Raw genomic sequence first — 22,031 nt, 5'->3', positions numbered from 1 at the left:
TAAAAAAGCCGGATACTAATGCATCCGGCTAATCTTATATATGTTTTAATCTTAATTCTTCATCGATCGTTTATCTCCGGCGTGACTTAAAATCTCACCACTTAGTAAGCCATCATATTGCGATTTGTTTTTTAGCAATTCTTTGGCTTTAGCCAATTCTGCATCTTTTTGCAAACCAACTAAAATGGCTCCGTTCTGGTAGTAATATCTTTTGGAAATTTCCATTGCCATCAATTCTTCAATCTCGCTTTTGAATAACTTCAGGTCTTTCGCAACATCCAACTTAAGTGTGTTTTCAAGGTTTTTAAATTCATCCTCAGCCTTTGAGTAATAGTCTTCTCTTTTAGCTGATTCGATCAATTCTTTTAGTTTTTCCTGAGAACGTGATGTGTATTTAAATCCTTCTTTTGCTTTTACAAATTCAATGAATTTATTGTAGGTAGCATCATCAATGGTAAATTCGTTTGCCGGAGCAATGCTCTTGTTTTCCAAAACAAACTCTGTGGCATAGTCAAAAATCACTTGTTGCGCAACCAATGCAAAAGTAATATTCGAATATTTTGGAGCATCAACCAATATATCCGGTGATATACCTCCGCCATCGTATACTTTACGTCCGTGTAATGTATTATATTCCGAGATTAATGAATCCGGAATAAGACCTACGCTGCCATCATCATTACGGTTTGTATAATCGAGTGCCTGAATACATCTGCCGGAAGGGATGTAGTATTTGGCTGTTGTAAGCTTTAATTTGGCATTGTACGATAGGTTACGGGTGGTTTGCACCAATCCTTTTCCGAATGAACGTTGCCCGATAATAACTGCCCTATCTAAATCTTGTAATGCACCCGATACAATTTCTGAAGCAGATGCTGAACCTCTGCTGATAAGCACGGCCATAGGCATCACCGTATCGATAGGCTGGCGGGTAGCCTTATATGTTTTGTCCCATTGTTTCACTTTTCCGCGTGTACTCACCACTTCCATGCCCTGAGGAACAAACAGATTGACTATTTTAACAGCCTCATCCAATAAACCTCCGGGATTAGCCCGTAAATCGAGAATAACATTTTTAGCACCTTGTCTGTCTCTTAAATCAAGAAATGCTTTTTCAACCTCGCGAGCACAATCCTGAGTGAAATTATTTAGAATAATTAAGCCTGTTTCATCATCAACCATTCCATAATAAGGAACAGCATTAATCTGAATTTTCTCACGGGTTAATTCAAATGTTAATGGTTTTTTCTCACCCGGACGATCCACTTTTATTTTTAATGAGGTATTAGCCGGACCTTTTAGCAAATCACTAACATCAGGAGTACTTTTGCCAACCATATTTTTACCATCAATTTCAAGGATTTTATCACCGGCAAGTAAACCAGCTTTGGCAGCAGGAAAACCTTCATAGGGTTCGGCGATTACAACATGTTCGCCTCTTTTTGAGATCAGTGATCCGATACCAGCATATTCACCTGTTGTCATAAACCGGAAATCTTCCATGTCCGATTCAGGTATATAGGTTGTGTAAGGGTCCAATGATTCAAGCATCTCGTTGATACTTGTGGTAATCAGTTTTTCTGGTTGTGTTTCATCTACATAATAGCTGTTTAATTCACGAAACAGAGTGTAGTAAATATCAAGGTTTTTAATGATTTCAAAATTGCGTTTGTCGTCATTAAAACTGTATAAACCAAAAAGCATTACGAAGACCACAGCAATTGCAGCTGTCCACTTAACTTTAGGCATTCTCACAAAATTCTTCATATACAATGCGTTTCTTATCTTTTATGATCTTTCGGGTAAATGGAATTATCTTAAATAATTCGTTTAAATAAAGCCGTAAAAGCAAAGTTAATATTTCCGTTTAATTACTTGGCTTCCTGTTTTACTAATCTTAAATTTTAACTCAAGTTTAACTTGCTTTTGATATGACTTTGACAGACCCGCTTAGGGTGCTGCGATGATAAAAGTACGGTCAATCACATTTCCTTTATCGTCACTTATGGTTATAAGATGATTTCCTGGTTCGGGTAATATTTCTACCTGATGAATATGTCGAGTACTACCTATATATTCATTGTCCAAATGCCAAAATAGTATAGCAGATCTATCCTGATGAGAAGCTTTACAGATAATGCGTCCAATTTTACCATCAATTTCTTTTGGTACTATCAGTGATGAATTTGGTTTTGGATAGATAATTTCCAAAGGTGATTCATCATTATTTTTACATCCTTCGAGATAAGGAGGTAGTTTTTTATAGGACGGATTTTTAGCCTGGTAATACCAGGCCATTACAGGAGGTAATATCAACCATGATTTATGTATTATTTTCGAAGCCGGATAACAACCTGCATTAACCTGAAAATTGCCATCGGCAGATAAGTGAACAATTTTGTGATAGGGACAAACCGGAAGATCTTTTTCTACCAAAGAAACATACATTGTGTCTGTGTGAAGGCAATCTATCGAAGCTTTAAAACCTGTTTCTCTGCATATTTCAATAGGTTGCAGATCATCGTATGGTATATCGAACCATGTAGTTGGCGGCAGCAAACGATATAAGTCGAACATAACCGGTGCGGCGGCACTACCTCCAATAATTGCCGGCCTACCTTCGCCAGAGGCATTTCCCACCCAAACCCCAATTGTATATTCGGGTGTAACGCCAATGGCCCATGCATCACGATGACCAAAACTGGTTCCGGTTTTCCAGGCAACTTTTCTTCCTGATGTAAAGTTTTCCCATCCGGTTTCTTCTTCCGGACGCTGTACATTGGTTAATGCCTCGAAGGTATGATAAATGGCTCCTGCCGATAGTATCGGTGTCTGTAAGGGTTTGGTATCTGTCTTTTTTTCTGTTGAGTGATTGATGGCTATTTGCTGATAGGCATTATCTGTATATATGCTGTTGTTTTGGGTGAAATATGAAAGCACTCCTGCCATGGATGAGTAGGCAGAGGTTAATTCAAAAAGATTTGCTTCGGCTCCACCTAAAATAAGGGATAAGCCGTAATGCGATGGAGCTCGTTTAATGGTCGTTAAACCGATTTCCTGTAATAATGCATGAAATCTTTCGACCCTGTAATCATCCAATAATCGGACAGCGGGTATATTTAAAGATCTGGAAAGAGCGGTATGTGCAGGAACGGCACCATCGAATTTCTCAGTGTAGTTTTTAGGTGCAAAATCACTGTAATAAGTTGGAATATCAGCAACCAGCATACGGGGAAGTAAAATTCCATCATCAAGAGAGGCCGCATAGAGGAAGGGTTTGAGAATACTTCCGGTACTTCTTGGGGCCTGAATTATGTCAACATCATGACCATAGTCATCCGATTGAGAATTGCAGTTTCCAACATAAGCTAGTACCTTCTTCGATCTGTTATCCACGACCAACGCAGCTATATTATGAACTTCGTTTTGGCGGTAAATCCTGTAAAACTTTTCAACAATCTGATTGCTTTGTTTTTGCATAGTTACATCCAGCGTTGTGTGCATGGTGCCCCCATCATACAATTTCATCTGTTGGTTTAATAGGTGGGGAGCCAACTGTGGTAATGCTAAGGGTTTATCAGGGAGTGGTTCTTCGAGTGACAGGTAGTAGTTGGTTGAATCAATAACATGATGATTGAGAAGTTTTTCAAGTAAGCGATTTCTCTTATTGAGTAATAGTGACCGATTTTTGCCGGGGTGCATTAACGATGGTGCATTGGGCAGAACAGCCAAAAGAGCTGACTCAGCCCATGATAACTGATGGGATGGTCGACCAAAATAGCGCCAGGATGCAGCTTCCAGGCCAACTACATTTCCTCCGAAAGGAGCATGTGTTGAGTAAAGCTGTAATATTTCATCTTTCGAATATCTGAGTTCAAGTCGGGTTGCCTGTATTGTTTCAATTAATTTACTCCAGAGGGTACGATCTCTATTAAAAGCCATTCGGATTACCTGCATGGTGAGAGTACTGCCACCACTTTGTACAGAGCCACTTTTTAAATTCTGAAGCAAGGCACGCAGCATAGAAGCAGGATTAAATCCGGGATGGTAATAAAAATATTCATCTTCAAAAAGAAGAATTGATTCTTTAAATCGATATGGAATGGAATCTCCAGCTTCGAATCGCCATTGTCCATCATCAGCTATATGAGCGGAAAGTAATTCTCCGTTTTCTGAGTTGATACAGGTTGAGTATGGACTGTCAAATAATTTTTCGGGTAAGCTCCAATAATAGACCAAGAGTAACAAGACAAGAATTGTCCATGTGACTTTGCTTTTAAAAAATGATTTACCCGTTTTCATGGAAATCAAAATTAAAAGTAAAAAAGAAAAAACCTAACAGAAGTTTTCTCCTGTCAGGTTTTTATCCTACCACCGGGCAACCAACGTGAATATCATGTTTCGTCCGGGAGCATTTATTGCCGATGTTCCAGTACTGACAGAACGAGTCAGATGCTCGTAATAGGTTTCATCAAGTAAGTTATTGACACTTGCATTTACCTCAAAATGATTATTTATGGTGTAATCAATCGATAAATTAACCAGTTTAAAAGCAGGAGTTTCTGTTTCACCATAGCTTGTTGCAATTCTACTTTGGTTCCAAACATGACGAAATTGTATTTCGGGCTGCAATTTTTTATTCAGAAATAATCCCTGCAGTGAATAGCGAAAATCCATTGGTGGGATTTCTGGTAAAGCCTCATCAGTATCGTTATTTGTACCATGTGTATATGCCATGCTTAAGCGATGATTGATGTTAGAAGCAATCTTCTGTGTCCATATCAGCTCAAAGCCTTTTAATAATGCTGCATCAATATTGATGTATTGCCTCACACCCGGTGCAGTTGCCATTTTCGGATTCAGATCAGCTCTGATTTCAGATGAAATAAAATCATTAACCAAGGAAACAAATCCTGAAACCTGAAATCTGGTTGCCTTTGAATGGTAATTGAGTATTACATCCATTTGGTTATTTTTTTCTGAAGAGAGGAGAGGATTACCCAACATCTCGTATGGATCAACACCTACGGGCAGAAAATTGATGTATCGTTCCGTTAAACTACCGCTTCTCTCGGCACGGCCGAGCCATAACTCAGCTTTTACCTTTGAGAGCAATTGTTTGCTCAGACCGATACTTAAAGACTTATTCAGGTCAGATGATTCTATGTCTTCATACAGCGTCTCGAAATATGCATCGGGATTGCCGGATTTAGCCTGATTTAATGACAATCGACCTGCATAAACCAATTGCCAGTTACTAAGATTATGTCTGAACTCAGCAAAAATTCCAGTTTGGTCAATTGAAGCGTCCTGCCAAACATTATCATAAATAGTGTTGCCTGTATTGGGTCCCATTAAAAATGTTCTGCTCCTCTGGCCTTCTGCTTTATCTCCTCTGTAATCGGCACCCACATATAGTTGGTTAACGCCTAATTGCCATTTCCCTTCTGTTCTTCCACCAAAGTTATAGGTTTTAGCATCTGTAACAGCATCGGCCATGCGAGGTGTAATAACCTTATCGTAATTATCCATCAGGTGATTAACATAGGTTGAATAAATGTTGGTATTCCATTCTACCAGTTTCTTTCGAAACTTAATAGTGTGGTTAAGACTTCCAAGCCACGTGTCGTCTTTCCGCAGATCCATTGCTAAAGCAGGAAAATCAACATCTTTTGCATAGTTATGACTGACGCTGAGTTTTAAAGATTGATTATCTGATAATTTAAAACCTGCAATAGTTCCAAAGTTGTTTCTGTAGAACGAGGACGGAACCTCATTGTTATCACCATCTTTATAATTATTACCATTTGAAACAGAGCCGTAGAATTTGAGGTCAAATGACTTCTGACTAATCTTAACCAAACCTTCACTTCGGCTAATGTTTCCGTTGGTTTCATAACCGCCGGATATCCGCCCTGAAATGAGTTGGGTAGAATCAAATTGGCTTGGTTCTGTCTTAAAATTGATAGTTCCACCAATTCCGGTTCCGTACCTGAGTGAGTAAGGTCCTTTAAGAATATTAATCTGAGATAACATGTTAACTGGTATCTGACTGCTTGGAGGATCCATCCGATTGGGACAGGCTGCATTGGCACTTTGCGCTCCATCTAAAACAATATTAAGCTGATCGTATTTAAATCCCCTAAGGACCGGATCAAATCCGTAACTTCCACTTTTTTTAATTAATGCTATTTCTGGTAATTGAGCCAACACAGAAGAAACATCATGTGCCAACCGGTTCTGATCGTCACATACAATGATTAAAGAATCATCCATTGAGTGATGCAAAGCAATAACACTGATAGGCTGAAGTTCGAAGATCTGTTTTTTCCAGATTATTTTGCCATCCTTAAGGATGGATATTAATTGATCTGATGTTATTACCAATTGACCATAGTTAACATGCGACAGGTATAATGTTGATTGATCATCTATGTCTACTGTTATTTTACCATCGCTATCTGATGTGCCATGTATGTTGCCATATTTATACGAGGCATTAGCAATGGGTGTATGATGTTGCTGATCAATCAGGGAAATAGTTTGTGCAAATGATAGTGCAGGCCAAATAAAAGCCAGCAACAACCATTGAATAATTCTATTCATATTTGAATGATTAGTTGTTGAAATACTATTGGATACACTTGAGTGTATTGAAAAAAGAATGTACTTGGTTACAGATGCAATTCTTTAGGAGGGTGAAAGATACTTGCTTCGTAAAGTGAAACCGGAGCAAAACAATAGGGTTTATAATTCACTTTTTGTATTGAATTATCAGGCAATAATGATGTTTTTTTAATAATAAAGAAATCAACTACTAATTTGCGATCTGAATTTTCAGGTAAAGCTGATTTTTGCTCTTCCTGAGTTTGCAATTGTTTTTTCAGATGACAACAGCCCTGACAGGTGTTGTTCTCAACATCTTTTTGAACGCATAGGTTTTGAGTAATATAATCCTGATTTATTTTAAATATCAGCAGTGTAACACTGTAGTGTAACGAGGCTACAAGGCTGGCAACAGATAGCAATATGATCAGGATTTTCTTCAAGCCGGGGAAATAGTTTGCTTTTTAACAATAATACTTCCCCATTGTTTGCTTTAGCCGTTAAAAATCATCTTTGGCATTACCAAATAACTTAAAGTTATAAGTGACAGTAAAAATAGGTTGACCAAAAATTGACATCTTATAACCTTTTACCTGATCTCCTTCTGTTCGGAAAAATACATTATATGCATTTTTTCTCCCCAAAACATTATAAACTGCAAAAGTCCAGGAGCTATGATTTAACTTTTTAGCTACCAGGTTTCCGTTTATCGTAGCCGCTAAATCAAGCCGGATATAATCGGGCATTCTAAATGAATTACGATCGGAATAATAAATACGTTGAGATCCACCTAAATCGTAATAGGCAACCGGAGCTGTAAATGGTCTGCCTGTACTGTAAAAGAAATTACTTGAAACATTAAGACGCCTGCTCAGCTTGTAGTTGGTTACAAACTTAAAATCGTGTGGTTTGTCGTAATTAGCAGAGAAGTAGTCACCGTTATTCACTTTTTCTTCCTGATAATTTCCATCAATCTTATGCTGTACTCTCGAATAGGTATAGTTAATCCAACCGGTTAGTTTGCCAGTCTTCTTTTGCAGCATTACTTCAACTCCATAAGCTTTTCCTATGCCGTTTAAAACATCCGTTTCCAGATGTTCATTCATGGTAAGCTGAGCTCCACCCTTGTAATCAATAATGTTTTTCAGGTATTTGTAATATGTTTCAACAGAAGCCTCTATGGTGTTGTTTCGGAGCTTTTTGTAATATCCAATAGAGAATTGATCACCACGTTGTGGTTTCAGATAACGATCGCTTAGTTTCCAGATATCGGTAGGTGACATTGCTGCAGTATTTGAAATCATCTGAATGTATTGATACATTCGGTTATAACCGATTTTCATGGAGCTTGTATTACTCAAGCGGATGTTGGATGAAAAGCGAAATTCAGGACCAGAATAAAAATTAATTGGTCCGGATGAATGATGTGTTGTGTCAACAATGGACTCTTCCGTTCTTGGTAAACCGTTTTGGTAATTATATTCTGTTTTCGGACCAAAATTGGTGTAAAACGACCAGCGTAATCCGGCTGAAATAGACATGAAATGGGTTACATCAAATTCGTCACTAATGTACAGTGCAGCCTCCAATGCCCGTTCGTCTTCAATGGTTTTAGCAGATATCAATGACTCATCACCAATTGGAGTGCGCGTTCCCGGAGATAGCTGATAAAAAATTGAGTTTAATCCAAAATCAATTTTATGATTCTGACTTGAGCGGTAAGAGAAATCTGATTTAAAACCATATTGATTCAGGTTGTACTTCACCGAATTAAGTTGAGTTGAATCAGTTCTTGATTCAATATTATATTCGTAATTGCTAACCATAGCCGAAGTGGTTGAGAATAACTTCGGACTAAAAATATGTTTCCACTTAAGGGTGGATGCCATGGTTGAATACTCAAAGGCATCTTCGGTGTAATAATCGAAATTATCGAAGCTGTAATAACCTGATAGATAAATGCTGTTTTTATCATCAATGTCGTAAGAGAAATTACCCTGAAGATCATGAAATTTGGCCTTGCTCTTACTCAGCTTAGCATCGTCAAGCAAGTTTAAAACCCAATCAGAATAAGTGGTTCTGGCTCCAATAATAAATGAACCTTTATCCTTTTTCAGAGGTCCTTCCGCTATCAATCGTCCGGATACCGGGCTGATACCTCCATATGTTTTAAAATGCTTGCGATTGCCGTCTTTTAGAGTCAAATCCATCACAGATGATACTCTGCCACCATATTTGGCAGGTATTCCACTTTTATAAAGTGTGATATCCTTAACCAGGTCGGAGTTGAAACCCGAGAAAAATCCAAAGAAATGGGAGGTATTTACAATAGGTGCTTCATTTAATAGAATCAGGTTTTGATCTGTACTTCCACCGCGAACATTAAAACCGCTGGATGCCTCCCCTACACTCTGAACACCTGGAAGTAACAAGGTACTTTTAATGATATCAGGTTCACCCATACCTAATGGTAATTGTTTGAGCGTTTTCATGGATATTTTTTCCATACCCATTCGAAGGTTACGAACCGGATCTTCACTTTTGGCAGTGATTGTTACCTCTTTAAGAGCCGTTGTTTCCTGTCTCATCTCGACGTCAAGGTTGCCATCAGAATAAATTACAATATTTCGGTAAGTGGTTTTCATCCCTACAGAACGAAACTCAACCTTGTACCTTCCTTTAGGTATGGTAAAAGAATAATGACCGTACATGTTAGAGACAGTTCCGTTCTTCAGATCCTCAATGTATACTACTGTTCCAACCAAAGCTTCACCATTTTCAATATCTGAAACTTTACCACTAAGAGTGGCAGTTTTTGTATAGGTGTTTTTCGAAGGACTACCAATCGTAAATAATTGATATTCTTTGCTTATTTCAACTTCCTCATCAATTTGCTTTTTCGGAGCTTCATATTGGATGGTATCTCGTACAAAGGCCTCCTTCTGATCGAGGTATTTCAGATAGGTTGCAGCATAGTTTGTTTTTAGTGAATAGTCTTTCAGAAAAACAACATTTATTTCGTCGATTATGGAATAGTTAAGTGCAACTTTTTGTGCAATCCACCTAATGGCACTTTCTGGCGCAATATTTTTGGGGAAGTCCTTAAAATATATATCCTTACTCCACTCTGGGCTGTAAAAAAAGTGATAGCCTGAGTTCTTTTCAAGATATTCGATGGATTGATCAAACGAAATTGAATCGGTTACAATCTCTGTTGATTGACTGAATCCCGAAAGTGCGAGTATAGTGAAATATACCAGTATTAAAGCTTTTTTCATTGATTGGTCAGGTTAAAGCGATTCAGCAAATTTGAGAATTTGTGTAAACTGAAAATTGGTTAGATTTTTAAAGGGAGTGTGATAGGATCGAGTTTTTTTTCGAACTTCTTTTTTGTTTTCAGAAAAGACATTTAATAAGTCCTTTTTCTTTTTTATAAGGAAGCAATTTTCTTCTTCGATCAGGTATCTTTCTATTTTTGGATAATAGGTCAAAATACCATCATGATACAAGTTGCTGGTTGTATATTTTACATGCAATTCGTGCCTACCTTTATAAGGAATCTCGTAAAAACCTTTTGGTAAAACAGTATCCGATTTTCGATTAATAAAAAGATACTGGCTCTTTTCAAAATTTACATAAAACGAGTCAACTTCAGATTTATTTATTTTTACATAAACATTATCTGAAACATATTTTCCTGGCATTACAATTAATTCATCCAGGTTTCTGTCGTAAGCTATCGTTAATTTGTTGTATGCAACTCCTTTATTAAAAATAGTTCCTTCACCTAAAGTTTTTTCCAACAGGGGCGAAGTGGTTGTTGGATTATAATAGGCTTTGTATTCTTTGCCGTTCAGATAATCATCAGGATTGTAAGATTCAGAATAGTAAAAATTTCTGATTGAGTCGGTTTGATTGATAATCACACGTTTATTCTGGCTTTGCAGAGAAATTGAGCTTGTTATGATGAACCAGAAAAAGATATTTTTTAACATAGGTGTTGGAGAATAGGTTAGAGTGTGTTAGGGAGACAAATTTAAAAAAACTGATCGGTTTACAAGGGTATGATGTGTTAAATATTACATTTTTAAATGCATTGCTATGTTAATCCAATTTTTTTTGTCAGATTTGAAGTGATATTGAATACACCAACTCAACTTTAACCTAATAATCTATCATGCTTCGGAAAATCATTTCTGGTTTTGTTCTCATTCTAATTGCCTATTCCTGTATTGAACCATATAGTCTGAATATTGATGGCTATGATAATTTATTGGTAGTAGATGCTTTAATTACCGATGAAAATGTGGCTCATACAGTTTTACTTCGTCGCTCTACAACCAATATCGAAGAAGAATCTCCATATGAATCAGGAGCATCGGTATATGTGACCAATGCAACCGGTCAGCAATATTATTTTGCAGAATTCAGTCCTGGAACTTATAAGTCGGATAGTACAGAGTTGATTGTGAAACAAGGTGATAAGTTTACGTTACACATCCAGACTTCTGATGGGAATACCTATCAATCGGATGAATGCGAGATTCTGGCAAAAACCGAAATTGACAAGGTCTATTTTAGTAAGAATACCGAATGGGACGAGAATGATGAGTATGAGAATGTAGGAATTAGCATTTACGTTGATGGATCTGCCAGTGAAAGTGCATACGTCAGATGGAAATACGAGGAAGACTGGAAATTTAAAACACCATTCCCTGAAAGATATGCATTTGATGAAGATGAAGAATTAGTTGAATTACCTATTGAGAATTATTATTGTTGGAAACATAACTCATCCAATAATATCAATGTTTATTCCTTCGGAGATCAGGTTGGAGGTAATATTAACAGCAGAGAAATCAATTTTATTACTACCGGATTAAACGACCGCTTGACAATAAGATATTCGATTAATGTAAAACAACTATCTATCTCAAGAGAAGAATATGAATACTGGAGGAAGTTATCTGAATCAACAGAGGCTGTTGGTGATGTTTTTGCCAAGCAACCCTTTTCTTTGGTAGGTAATATTCAAAATTTAAATGATGAAAGTGAGCCTGTATTAGGATATTTTCAAACCGGATCAGTTGTGTCAAAACGTTTGTACATTAATACCGATGATATAAAGGATTTTGATGTGCCAATGTATAGTATATATGATAATTGTTCGCTCGACACGGCAACGGTTGATGGAATTACTTACAATACAATTTATGAAGTTTATGTTGGTAAAGTGGTAAATGGCAACTGGAATTTTTATGATCCTATTTATGATGAGATGGGATTTTCTGTTGTTGCTATGCTGTTATCGAGTCAAATATGTTCGGATTGCACAGTGAGGGGAGCGATCAATCCACCGAATTTCTGGGAAGAAGAATAACCTAATCTGAATTAATGATGAAAAAAATTACTTTTATTTTAGTTACCATACTTCTGTCTCAAAGTATCTTATCGCAGGAAACAATTGTATTACGTACCGATAGGGATTATTACATTGGTGGTGAGGATTTGTGGGTGAATATTGTGAATCTTAATCAGGAAAATCTACAAACCTCCGATTTATCCAAAGTAGTTTATCTGGAGTTATTAAATGAAGAGTTTAAACCCGTTTTGCAACAAAAACTCAGATTGGAGGATGGGGAAGTAACATCATTGATTACATTGCCGGACACGATATCAACAGCAAACTATGCTCTGCGGGCCTACACAAGATGGATGAGAAATCTGGATAATGAACCCTTTGCCTATAAAATGATTTCGGTGGTTAATCCTTTTGCCAGGAAATCACTACCGGAAGGAGAAGTAATTGCAGATAATCAAAGTAAGGACAGTAGCCTGGTCAAATCGAATCAATCTGATTTACAGCCCATGTTAAAGCTTAACAGTGCGGCTTATAGAAATCGTAGCAAGGTGACACTTGATTTATCAAAGCTTTCAGAATATAATCACCTGACAGTATCGGTTGTAAAGTCTTGTTTGTTATATGATGAGGTACAGCCTGAACTGTCGAAAAAGGCCGAAAGTAAACAATCTGAAATAATTGAGAGTCATAAGGGTGACATCCTTTTGCCAGAAGTGGAAGGTGAACTTATTACGGGTACTATTACCAATTTAGAAACAGGTGATGCCGTTGTGGGAGAAAAAATGATGTTGAGTTTTGTGGGTGATAAACCAATAATGAAATTTTCGACAACAGATACATCAGGACGATTTCGATTTGTAGTTAATAAGTATGGTAAACGTGAAATGGTTATTCAGCCACTTAAATTAGATACAAGTGCAATCAACTACAAGGTAAACCTCGATCCTGGTTTTTCAGAGAATTATCCTGATGAGCGAATGGCTCCATTATTGATTTCAAAAGAAAAGGTTGCTGACCTGAACAAAACGATTATCAATATGCAGGTTAATACCATTTATTCTGCTTATCGAGAAGATGGAAGTGGCAAGGATACAATTGATGTGCCACCGCCATTTTATGGTGAAGCTGAAATTTTTGTGTCGATTGATAAATTTATTGAACTGCCGACCATCGAGGAGGTTATAAAAGAAATTGTTCCTTATGTGGGTTTGCGTAAACACAAAGGGGAATACTATTTTAAAACATTTGAACCGAAAACATATTATCCCAGAGATGGCGAAACTTTGACATTGGTAGACGGTGTGCCTGTTAAAAATATTAATAGTGTTTTAGCAATCAACCCTGAAGAGTTGGATCATATTGATCTGGTGAATCTGGACTATTATTTGGAAGAGGAAAAACTTGGCCGTTTGTTGTGTTTTTATACGCGCGATGGTAATATGGGCGCGATGGAATTTGATAACAGAATATTCAGACAGGCTCGTGAGTGTTATCATCCATCCTATACATATGTTTCTCCTGATTATTCAACAAAAGAGAAGAAAAAGAATCGTTTGGCTGACTATCGGAATGTATTGTATTTTGGAACTGTTGATTTGTCTGTAGGAAACAATGAATTGGAGTTCTATACCTGCGATGACACTGGTGATTACACTGTTATGGTGGAAGGTATTGACTCGAAAGGGAAAACGTATCGCAAGAGTATTGAATTTACGGTTAGATAAATGTTGGCCCGATAAATTTTTCTGTAGCATTTTTACATCATATCCGATAAGGCATAATCTTTTTATACCTTTGTAAGGTTTGAAACCTAAGAAATAATGAAAAGGGAATACGACTTTTTGGTTATTGGTTCAGGGATTGCAGGTTTAAGTTATGCACTGAAAGTAGCCAAATTTGGTAAAGTTGCGGTTGTTAGTAAAACCGAACTGAAAGAAACCAATACTGCTTATGCACAGGGAGGAATTGCATCGGTGATGTATGAACCTGATACCTTTGAGAAACATATTAGTGATACTTTGATTGCAGGGGATGGGTTATGCAATACTGAAGCCGTTCGGAAAGTTGTAGCCGAAGCTCCTGAGCAAATCAAACAGTTACTTCAGTGGGGAACCGATTTTGATAAAAACAAAGATGGTTTGTATGACTTGCACCGCGAAGGTGGTCACTCAGAACATCGGATATTACATCATAAAGACAATACAGGAGCTGAGATTCAACGGGCACTAATTGAAGAAGTTCGTTCTCATAAATCCATTGATATCTTAGAATATCATTTTGCTGTTGATATTATTACCCAGCATCATATGGGCAAGGTCACTGAGCCGTGGATGAGGGACATTGAGTGTTATGGTGCGTATGTTTTGAATAAAATAACCGGAGCTATCGAAACCATTCTGGCCAAAACTACCATGATGGCAACCGGAGGTATTGGTAGTGTATATCAAACAACCACTAACCCGTTGATTGCAACAGGTGATGGCATTGCAATGGTTTTCAGGGCAAAAGGGATTATTGAAAACATGGAGTTTGTGCAGTTTCATCCCACTTCATTATATAATTTATCCGAACGACCATCTTTCTTGATTACCGAGGCAATGAGAGGTTATGGTGGTATTCTTCGTCGATTGAATGGTGAGGAATTTATGGAAGAGTATGATGAGCGTGGCTGTCTGGCGCCAAGGGATATTGTGGCAAGGGCCATTGATAATGAATTGAAAATGTCGGGTGACGAATATGTTTATCTGGATGTAACCCATAAACCGGCTGAAGAAACAAAGGCTCATTTCCCAACAATTTATAATAAATGTATGAATTTGGGTATTGATATTACAAAGGATATGATACCCGTTGTGCCGGCGGCACATTATTTATGTGGAGGAATCAAGGTGGACCTGAATGGTCGCAGTTCAGTAAATCATTTGTATGCTACCGGAGAATGTGCCAGCACGGGTTTGCATGGAGCCAATCGCTTAGCGAGTAATTCGCTTGTAGAAGCATTGGTTTTTTCTGATGCTGCGGCCAAAGATGCTGCCGAAGCCATTAAAAATATTGAAATAAATCAGCGCATACCCGACTGGAACGATGAAGGTACTTCTCATCCCGAGGAGATGATTCTGATCACTCAATCCAACAGGGAAGTGCAGCAGATTATGAGTAAATATGTGGGTATTGTTCGTTCCAATATTCGCTTAAACAGGGCTTATGACAGGTTGGAAGTTTTGTATCGCGAAACAGAAAACCTATTTCAGGATTCAAAAGTTTCTGAAAAAATTTGTCACTTGCGAAACAAGATCAATGTGGGTTATTTGATTATTAAGATGGCCAGGAAAAGAAAAGAAAGTCGCGGATTACATTATACCATTGATTATCCGGATAAATTGGAAGATTAATCTTTTCAATTAAGGAGAATACACAAAATAAATATGGGTTTCACAAATGATTTAGAGCAAATAAGGCAACTAGGTTTAAAGAGGATGAATGAGTCTTCTCTGGTGATATGTTCCATTGTAAGAGACTGTGGAAGACAATTACAGATAAATATTCCTGTTATCGAAAAGCTTCGCTCTAATTTCCTGAAATCGGCAGTTATCGTTGTTGAAAATGATAGTGTGGACGATACCAAAACAGTTTTGGCTAATTGGAAAAACCAGTCTGATGATGTTCATGTTATTGGTGAGGATACCCAACAAATAACAATCCCCCGTAAAACACAGGATGGAGTTAATCCATTTTATTCGCGTCATAGAATTGAAAAAATGTCGAGGTTTAGAAATATGTATCTCGATCATCTGGATCAGTTGAAGGTTCAGTTTGATTACATGATGGTGATCGATCTGGATATTAATTACTTTGATGTGGAGGGTATAATTCATTCATTTGCACAAAATTACTCCTGGGATGCATTGGTGGCAAACGGGACAAAGTTTTTGTATAAGCGAATGAAAAGAGTTTTTCATGACACTTATGCCTTAAGAGAAGTAGGTGATGAGCGACCTCAAACTGAAATGATTATCGAATCCAATCGCATCAAATGGAATTTCCTTAAAAAAAATCATCCGCTTATTCCGGTGGCATCCGGTTTTAATGGCTTGGCAATTTATAAGTTTGATGCAGTGAAGGGTTGTCGCTATATGGCCATGGATAATAACGATGCGGAAGTACAGGTGCTGTGTGAACATGTTGCCTTCCATCAGCAAATGATTCAAAAAGGTAATGGAAAAATCTTTATAAATCCACGATTGATAACAAGGTATAGAGAGGATCTGTTGAAAGAATTTTTTAATGTTTTGAAACGAAAGAATTGACATCTTAAGATAAGTTATTTTGAATCCTTTAGTTAGCATTATTACGATCGTTTATAACGGAGAAGAAACCCTTCAGAAGACCATTGACAGTATAGCTTGTCAAAGCTATAGCGATATTGAATATATTGTTGTTGACGGAGGTTCTGCCGATAGTACAGTTGATATTATAAAAGCTAACGAAGAATGTATTGCCAGGTGGATCAGTGAACCGGATGATGGTCTGTATGATGCCATGAACAAAGGTGTTGAAATGGCTACAGGCGATTACCTTTGGTTTATCAATTCGGGTGATGAGATTTATGATTCTGAAACGTTATCCAATTTATTTATAAATGATGCATGGGCCGACGTGTACTATGGCGATACTGTAATGATAGACGCAGAAGGAAAAGTTATTGGAGAACGACGGTTGCAACCGCCGGCAACCCTTAGCTGGAATGATTTTAAAAATGGCATGCTTGTTAGTCATCAGTCTATCATTGTGTCTGCAAAGATTGCCGAAAAGTATAATACTAAATATCGTTTTTCTGCGGATTTTGAATGGTGTTTGCTTGCGCTCAAAAAGGCACAAAAAGTGGTAAACAGTAATAGGGTACTTTCGCGCTTTCTCGACGGAGGAATAACCAAACAAAACATTATTCCAGGTTTAAAAGAACGCTTCGTTATTATGCATCGCTACTTTGGTTTAGGTTCTACTATTATGCACCATATACCTATCGCATTTCGATTTTTTAGTTATGTAATAAAACATAAGCGCTTCTAGTATTCTTTTTTACTTTCCCGGATTGCCCTTATCTTTGCAAAAAAAGATAGAGGGATGAGCGAGCAATTAGATAGCTATTATGCCTTGCGCAATGAAATAGATAGTTATGTAGATTATCTTTGGGATGAACATCAAAACCATATGGCATGCAAGAAAGGTTGTGATTTATGCTGTCTGGATTTTGATGTTTTTCCTGTTGAATTTGATGCAATCAAAAAACAGATTGAAAAAGAATATCCTGAAATATTAAAGGCAGATAGACAAAAAAATGATGAAGGAGCTTGTGCCTACCTTAAGAATCATGCCTGTACCATTTATAATGCACGCCCCATAATTTGTCGTACACATGGTTTTCCACTGGTTAATATGAATGAAGCGGGAGATGAATGGGAATTATCTTTTTGTCATTTGAATTTTACCAATGTTGAGGATGACTATTTTGATGATGAAAATATTTTTGAGCAAGATACCTATAACAGTAAGTTATTTGTCTTGAATAAAGCATATCTAGAAGCCAATCCAGGCTTAAATTATTCGGAGAAAGATCTGATTCCTTTAAAAAATATAATGGGTTAATGATGCAAAGCGGAAAAGAAAGAAAAAATATTAAGGCTGGTATTGAAGTAGCCATTGTATTGAAACAAGACCAGCGAAGTGGGGATCTGACTTATGGAGTGGTGAAAGATATACTTACTAAAAGTTCGTTTCATCCTCATGGAATAAAAGTAAGACTCGAAGATGGTCAGGTTGGAAGGGTAAAAGAGATTATTGAAGAGTAATTTTCAGCAAGCTTATCGTATGTTCGATTAATTTACAGAGGTTAGTTGCTTAATTGTACGTCCAATCATTTCCACATACTATTGTCATATTTGCATCAAAAATAAAAAACGGATCATTTATACAATAGACGTTATATAAATGTTTCCCTTTTCGCTTAGAAATCAACAAAAGGATAAGAGTTTTAAACGAACGTAAGTGATAAATCTACCAACCATAAGGTAGAGAAGTTATTGCTGTTGATTGAATTCTTTTCTGGAAGAAAACCATTGTAGACAGTTTTGTACCCATTAAAACAGGTTGGTCATATCCAACGAAATTAAAAGGGGAATAAAATTATGTCTATGAAAAAACTTTTAACAATTATTGTGCTGCTCTGCTTGTTGGGAGTTGTTAGGGCGCAAAATTACAAGTTTCAGGCGCTGTTCATGTATAACATTGCTCAACGAATTGAATGGCCTAATTTGTCGGGTGAATTTGTTATTGGGGTTATTGGAAATAAAGAAATGCATAAGGAGCTGGAATCAATTGCTGGAAAGAAGCAATTATTCGGTAACACGATAAAAGTTGTGCATGTCAGTCCGGATGAACTATCTGATAAAATGTATCACATTTTGTATCTCGATCGTTCGTCAAGTACAAAACTAAATGAGGTGGATAAATCTGTGGCAAAACGACCTACACTGGTAATCACAGATAAAAACGGATTAACCGGAGGTGGAATCAATTTTATTGATAATAGCAGTAAAATTGAATTTGAGATATTTCCAACCGTAATCAAATCACATCAGCTACAACTATCTGGTTCACTTCTTAACCTGGGTATTGTAAGAGAGTAATTCGCATCATCATTTTTTAGTTTCAATCATTATGAATAAGGTAAAATATATATTGATATTAGTAGCGTTGGTAACTGTAGGTAAGGTAACAGTATTGGCGCAGGATACAGAAAAAATAATTCATTACAGCGAAATGTCGCTTGATGAAATGAGAAAATTGACTCAGGATGACCTGCTTCAGATTCCGTTTGAAGATTTGATTGAGCTGGTTAAGCGATTTAAGGTTTCATCCATTGATGAATTGTACCAATTGATTTTGAATCCATCTCAGTCGACAGCATCTAAAAAAGAAGAAGATTTATTTGAGGCAACTCTTGCAACCACTGTAATCAGTTCTGCAGAATTAGAAAACTCAGGAGCCCGAAATATACCGGAAGCACTTAGATTAGCTCCAGGTATCATTGTTCGTGAGAAAACTAACGGAAATTACGACGTCCATATCCGTGGAAACGATTTCCTTCCTCCCGGATCAGATGTTTCCAATTCGGTAAACTCAACAACATTGGTAATGATTGATAACCGTCCGGTTTATAACAAATTTTTAGGTGCAACATTCTGGGAAAATCTACCGGTAACCATTCAGGATTTGGAAAAGATTGAGATTATCTACGGACCCGCAACGGCCCTTTATGGACCGAATGCTGTTTCAGGTGTTATTCATTTAATCACAAAAAAATCAACCGAAGAAGGATTTCATGCCCGTGCCGATGTACAGGGGGGTAGTCATAATTCGGCTATTGGATATGGTAATGTATCGTACTCAAAAGGAAAACTTGGTTTGAATCTTTCAGCAAATTACCAGCAAGCAGACCGTTTTCAGGATAGCTATTATATTCCTTATAATGATACCTATGTATCCGGAAGTGAGATTGGAGGAATTAATGCAGGAATGAATGATATGTTTTCAGCCACTGGTTTAAATGAGGATTACTGGCAAGGGGTAAACAAAGGTGCCATTAATCTGGGTGTTGATTATCAATTCTCTGATAAAACCCGCTTAAATTACATGGGTTCCTATCAGCAGTCTTCGTCACAAACCTCTTATATGGATATTGGATCGGTATTATCAACGCGTGAATCCAATTCTTTCAGCAACAACTTAAACATTACATCTGGCAAGTTCGAAGCGGATTTTTCAGCAATAACAGGTCGTTTAAATGCGATTAAGGGAATGGCTGGTTATGAATATGACTATACTGAATTAAATGGTAAAATGGGCTATAATTTCAAACTAAAGAATTTGAACATTCGTCCGGGTATTGAAGCCGACTATGCCATTTATTCTGATGAGGCTTATGTAGATGCCGATGCAAATGAGGGGTTATTAAATGGATCTGTGGATCTGGGAACAGTGCAGGGAAGCCTTCGATTGGATTATACAGCCTGGGGAAAATTGAGGTTAACCGGAGCATTGGTTCAGGGGTATTTTACAGCTACAGACGATGATTATACATCTTATCAGTTTTCAACTTCATACAAAGCCAATGAATCAACTATATTCAGGGCCGTTGCATCCAGAGCAAATACAGGGCCTTTTGTTTTAAATACCTATATGGATAAAACCATTAATGTGGCAGGTATGGGAGATGAAACTCAACAGGCAGGAGGAATGACGATGTATAAGTTGGGTAATAAAGATTTGATGCCCATGGAGATGACAATGCTTGAATTGGGGATGCGCAAAAAAATAGGAAGAAAACTACAGGCTGATATGTCGTTGTTTTATAATCAATCAAGCAACTTTTCTCAGATGACTAAAGATATGGGCTTGGTTAACGATCCGGAGTCAACGAACACGGTGATAACTGAAAGTGTGCAGAATATTGATTTGAAGGCAAATCAATTAGGTTTGACAGCTGGATTAAAATATGTGCACAACGAAAAGTTAAATGCGTCTTTGTTTGCTACATATCAGCATACTCAGCTTGAGAATTATGAAGTAACCGAAACTTCTTTTTATGAAGGAATTACCGGTAACAGTGCTAATGGGCTTGATTTAAATGCAACTCCGGCATATCTAACATTCGATCACCAGTATACTCCTAAATTTTATGGTGGTGGATACATCAATTATAAACCAGGTACGAAATGGAATTTAAATACCTCATTTTATGCCTATTCAAAACAAAAAACGTTCTACTCAATAGGACAGGATTTTAAATGGGTTCAAATTGATCCTAAATTTACTTGTAACATGAAGGCTTCATACCAGGTGAACGGTTGGTTAAATACTTATTTGAATGTTAGGAATATAACCAATAGTAAGTCGCAGGAATTTTTATTTACCGACCAAACAGGTATTAGCTATTTGGTGGGTTGCAATCTGACCTTTTAATTCCGTTTAAATATGATTGTGAAAGGCCATCTGATCAACGGATGGCCTTTCTTCTATTTATTGCATCACTGATTATATTTAGCCTAGAATAATTTTGCTTAACCCCTGAAATTTCTTAATTTATATGAGTGTTTCACCTTTAATATTTTTTATATGTTTTATGAAAAAGAGTTAATAGAGGAATTACTTCATCCGGATGTATATATGTTTGAAAACTATATGCGCGGAATTAGTGAATTGGAAAAGGTAGCAAGTGATACGTTAAATAAAAGTAATAGCATAGAAGCCAGAATTACCTCTTTATTTATCTATTACCAGATAACAGAAGAGATCCTGGCTTTTGTGGTTAGGTATTGCGATTTAATAATAAGAGGGTCTCTTTATCCGATCAGGTTTTCAAAGAAGATGGAAACAAGGGTGGGTTTTTCAGAAAGCTTAAAACTAATTGAAAACTCAATTGAATTTGAATGTAAATCAGAATTGGTTAACGCAGCCAGGCATTTAGGAGACCTTAGAAATGATTTGGGACATAAAATTGTATCAGATTATTCAACACCACAATTTGATTGTGAAGATGAAATTGAAAAGGTTCAGGAATTATTTGCCATTATGAGCGAATGCCAGCTTAAAGCACAGGCGTGGTTTGTGGATGAGATTAAGCGAATCAGAACCAGAAAAAGTATTCATATACTGATTAAAAAGTATAGTTGAAACGCCTGTCAATAATATTAGTGATAAGAAAAAGAAACAAACCCCTGATGGTGTTACTGTCAGGGGTTTATTTATAATCGTTGTAATGTATGTTGTGTAGCCTATTTTAGGACGACTAAAAATTAACTATTACGTTTGCTGCATAAAGGTGTCAGGACGAGCAAAACCAGCCATGCTTAATGCCAGCGTGTTGTGGGCTGGTGTTTTTAGATAGTTAATCAAGTCCAATTATTCTATTTAGGGATATTCAGAAGTTGATTTATTTCTTTGATAATTAAGTAATTATCACTATCTTAAAAGTGTAACAAAACCCCGAAAACAGGCACTTTTG

The 22,031-nt window shown here is 37.0% G+C and carries 16 protein-coding genes; 10 read left to right on the top strand and 6 right to left on the bottom strand.

What is annotated here, in order from left to right; all coding sequences use genetic code 11:
• Positions 1-51 precede the first annotated feature (51 nt).
• The 6 genes from ACRD62_RS19535 to ACRD62_RS19510 form a co-directional block, all read right to left on the bottom strand.
• Positions 52-1,767, bottom strand: a complete 1,716-nt coding sequence (locus ACRD62_RS19535; RefSeq protein WP_430821805.1) for a S41 family peptidase — start codon at positions 1,765-1,767, stop codon at positions 52-54.
• 183 nt (positions 1,768-1,950) lie between these two features.
• Positions 1,951-4,302 (bottom strand): penicillin-binding protein 1C, encoded by a 2,352-nt coding sequence (pbpC, locus tag ACRD62_RS19530; protein WP_430821804.1) that lies wholly within the window; start codon positions 4,300-4,302, stop codon positions 1,951-1,953.
• Positions 4,303-4,368: 66 nt separating this feature from the next.
• Positions 4,369-6,606, bottom strand: a complete 2,238-nt coding sequence (locus ACRD62_RS19525) for a TonB-dependent receptor domain-containing protein (protein WP_430821803.1) — start codon at positions 6,604-6,606, stop codon at positions 4,369-4,371.
• Positions 6,607-6,674: 68 nt separating this feature from the next.
• Entirely contained in the window at positions 6,675-7,049 is a 375-nt protein-coding gene (locus tag ACRD62_RS19520; RefSeq protein WP_430821802.1) for a hypothetical protein, read from the bottom strand.
• 57 nt (positions 7,050-7,106) lie between these two features.
• Positions 7,107-9,884 (bottom strand): TonB-dependent receptor, encoded by a 2,778-nt coding sequence (locus ACRD62_RS19515; protein WP_430821801.1) that lies wholly within the window; start codon positions 9,882-9,884, stop codon positions 7,107-7,109.
• A 12-nt stretch (positions 9,885-9,896) separates the two neighbouring features.
• On the bottom strand, positions 9,897-10,601 hold the full coding sequence (locus ACRD62_RS19510; protein ID WP_430821800.1) for a hypothetical protein: 705 nt from the start codon (positions 10,599-10,601) through the stop codon (positions 9,897-9,899).
• 182 nt (positions 10,602-10,783) lie between these two features.
• Here ACRD62_RS19510 and ACRD62_RS19505 point away from each other — a divergent pair, with 182 nt between their 5' ends.
• From ACRD62_RS19505 to ACRD62_RS19460, 10 genes are all read left to right on the top strand, one after another.
• On the top strand, positions 10,784-11,986 hold the full coding sequence (locus ACRD62_RS19505) for a DUF4249 domain-containing protein (RefSeq protein ID WP_430821799.1): 1,203 nt from the start codon (positions 10,784-10,786) through the stop codon (positions 11,984-11,986).
• A gap of 14 nt (positions 11,987-12,000) precedes the next feature.
• Entirely contained in the window at positions 12,001-13,692 is a 1,692-nt protein-coding gene (locus tag ACRD62_RS19500) for a hypothetical protein (protein WP_430821798.1), read from the top strand.
• 96 nt (positions 13,693-13,788) lie between these two features.
• Positions 13,789-15,360 (top strand): L-aspartate oxidase, encoded by a 1,572-nt coding sequence (gene nadB / locus ACRD62_RS19495; protein ID WP_430821797.1) that lies wholly within the window; start codon positions 13,789-13,791, stop codon positions 15,358-15,360.
• Positions 15,361-15,393: 33 nt separating this feature from the next.
• The gene (locus ACRD62_RS19490; RefSeq protein ID WP_430821796.1) at positions 15,394-16,275 is read left to right on the top strand and encodes a hypothetical protein; all 882 of its coding nucleotides are present in this window, start codon (positions 15,394-15,396) and stop codon (positions 16,273-16,275) included.
• Positions 16,276-16,294: 19 nt separating this feature from the next.
• Positions 16,295-17,038, top strand: coding sequence for a glycosyltransferase family 2 protein (locus ACRD62_RS19485; protein ID WP_430821795.1), 744 nt, complete (start codon positions 16,295-16,297; stop codon positions 17,036-17,038).
• 54 nt (positions 17,039-17,092) lie between these two features.
• A complete protein-coding gene (locus ACRD62_RS19480) occupies positions 17,093-17,614 on the top strand; it encodes a YkgJ family cysteine cluster protein (RefSeq protein WP_430821794.1) in 522 nt (173 codons plus the stop codon).
• A complete protein-coding gene (locus ACRD62_RS19475; protein ID WP_430821793.1) occupies positions 17,614-17,817 on the top strand; it encodes a YwbE family protein in 204 nt (67 codons plus the stop codon). The genes ACRD62_RS19480 and ACRD62_RS19475 overlap by 1 nt, the downstream gene beginning before the upstream one ends.
• A 342-nt stretch (positions 17,818-18,159) precedes the next feature.
• Positions 18,160-18,654, top strand: coding sequence for a YfiR family protein (locus ACRD62_RS19470; protein ID WP_430821792.1), 495 nt, complete (start codon positions 18,160-18,162; stop codon positions 18,652-18,654).
• 31 nt (positions 18,655-18,685) lie between these two features.
• Positions 18,686-20,989, top strand: a complete 2,304-nt coding sequence (locus tag ACRD62_RS19465; protein ID WP_430821790.1) for a TonB-dependent receptor plug domain-containing protein — start codon at positions 18,686-18,688, stop codon at positions 20,987-20,989.
• Positions 20,990-21,142: 153 nt separating this feature from the next.
• Entirely contained in the window at positions 21,143-21,700 is a 558-nt protein-coding gene (locus tag ACRD62_RS19460) for a hypothetical protein (protein ID WP_430821789.1), read from the top strand.
• Positions 21,701-22,031: the final 331 nt, after the last annotated feature.

The organism is Carboxylicivirga caseinilyticus (assembly GCF_050589785.1).
GTDB classification, from domain to species: domain Bacteria; phylum Bacteroidota; class Bacteroidia; order Bacteroidales; family Marinilabiliaceae; genus Carboxylicivirga; species Carboxylicivirga caseinilyticus.
The sequence above is the reverse complement of the archived record's forward strand: the minus strand, read 5'-3'. Positions and strand labels throughout refer to the sequence as shown.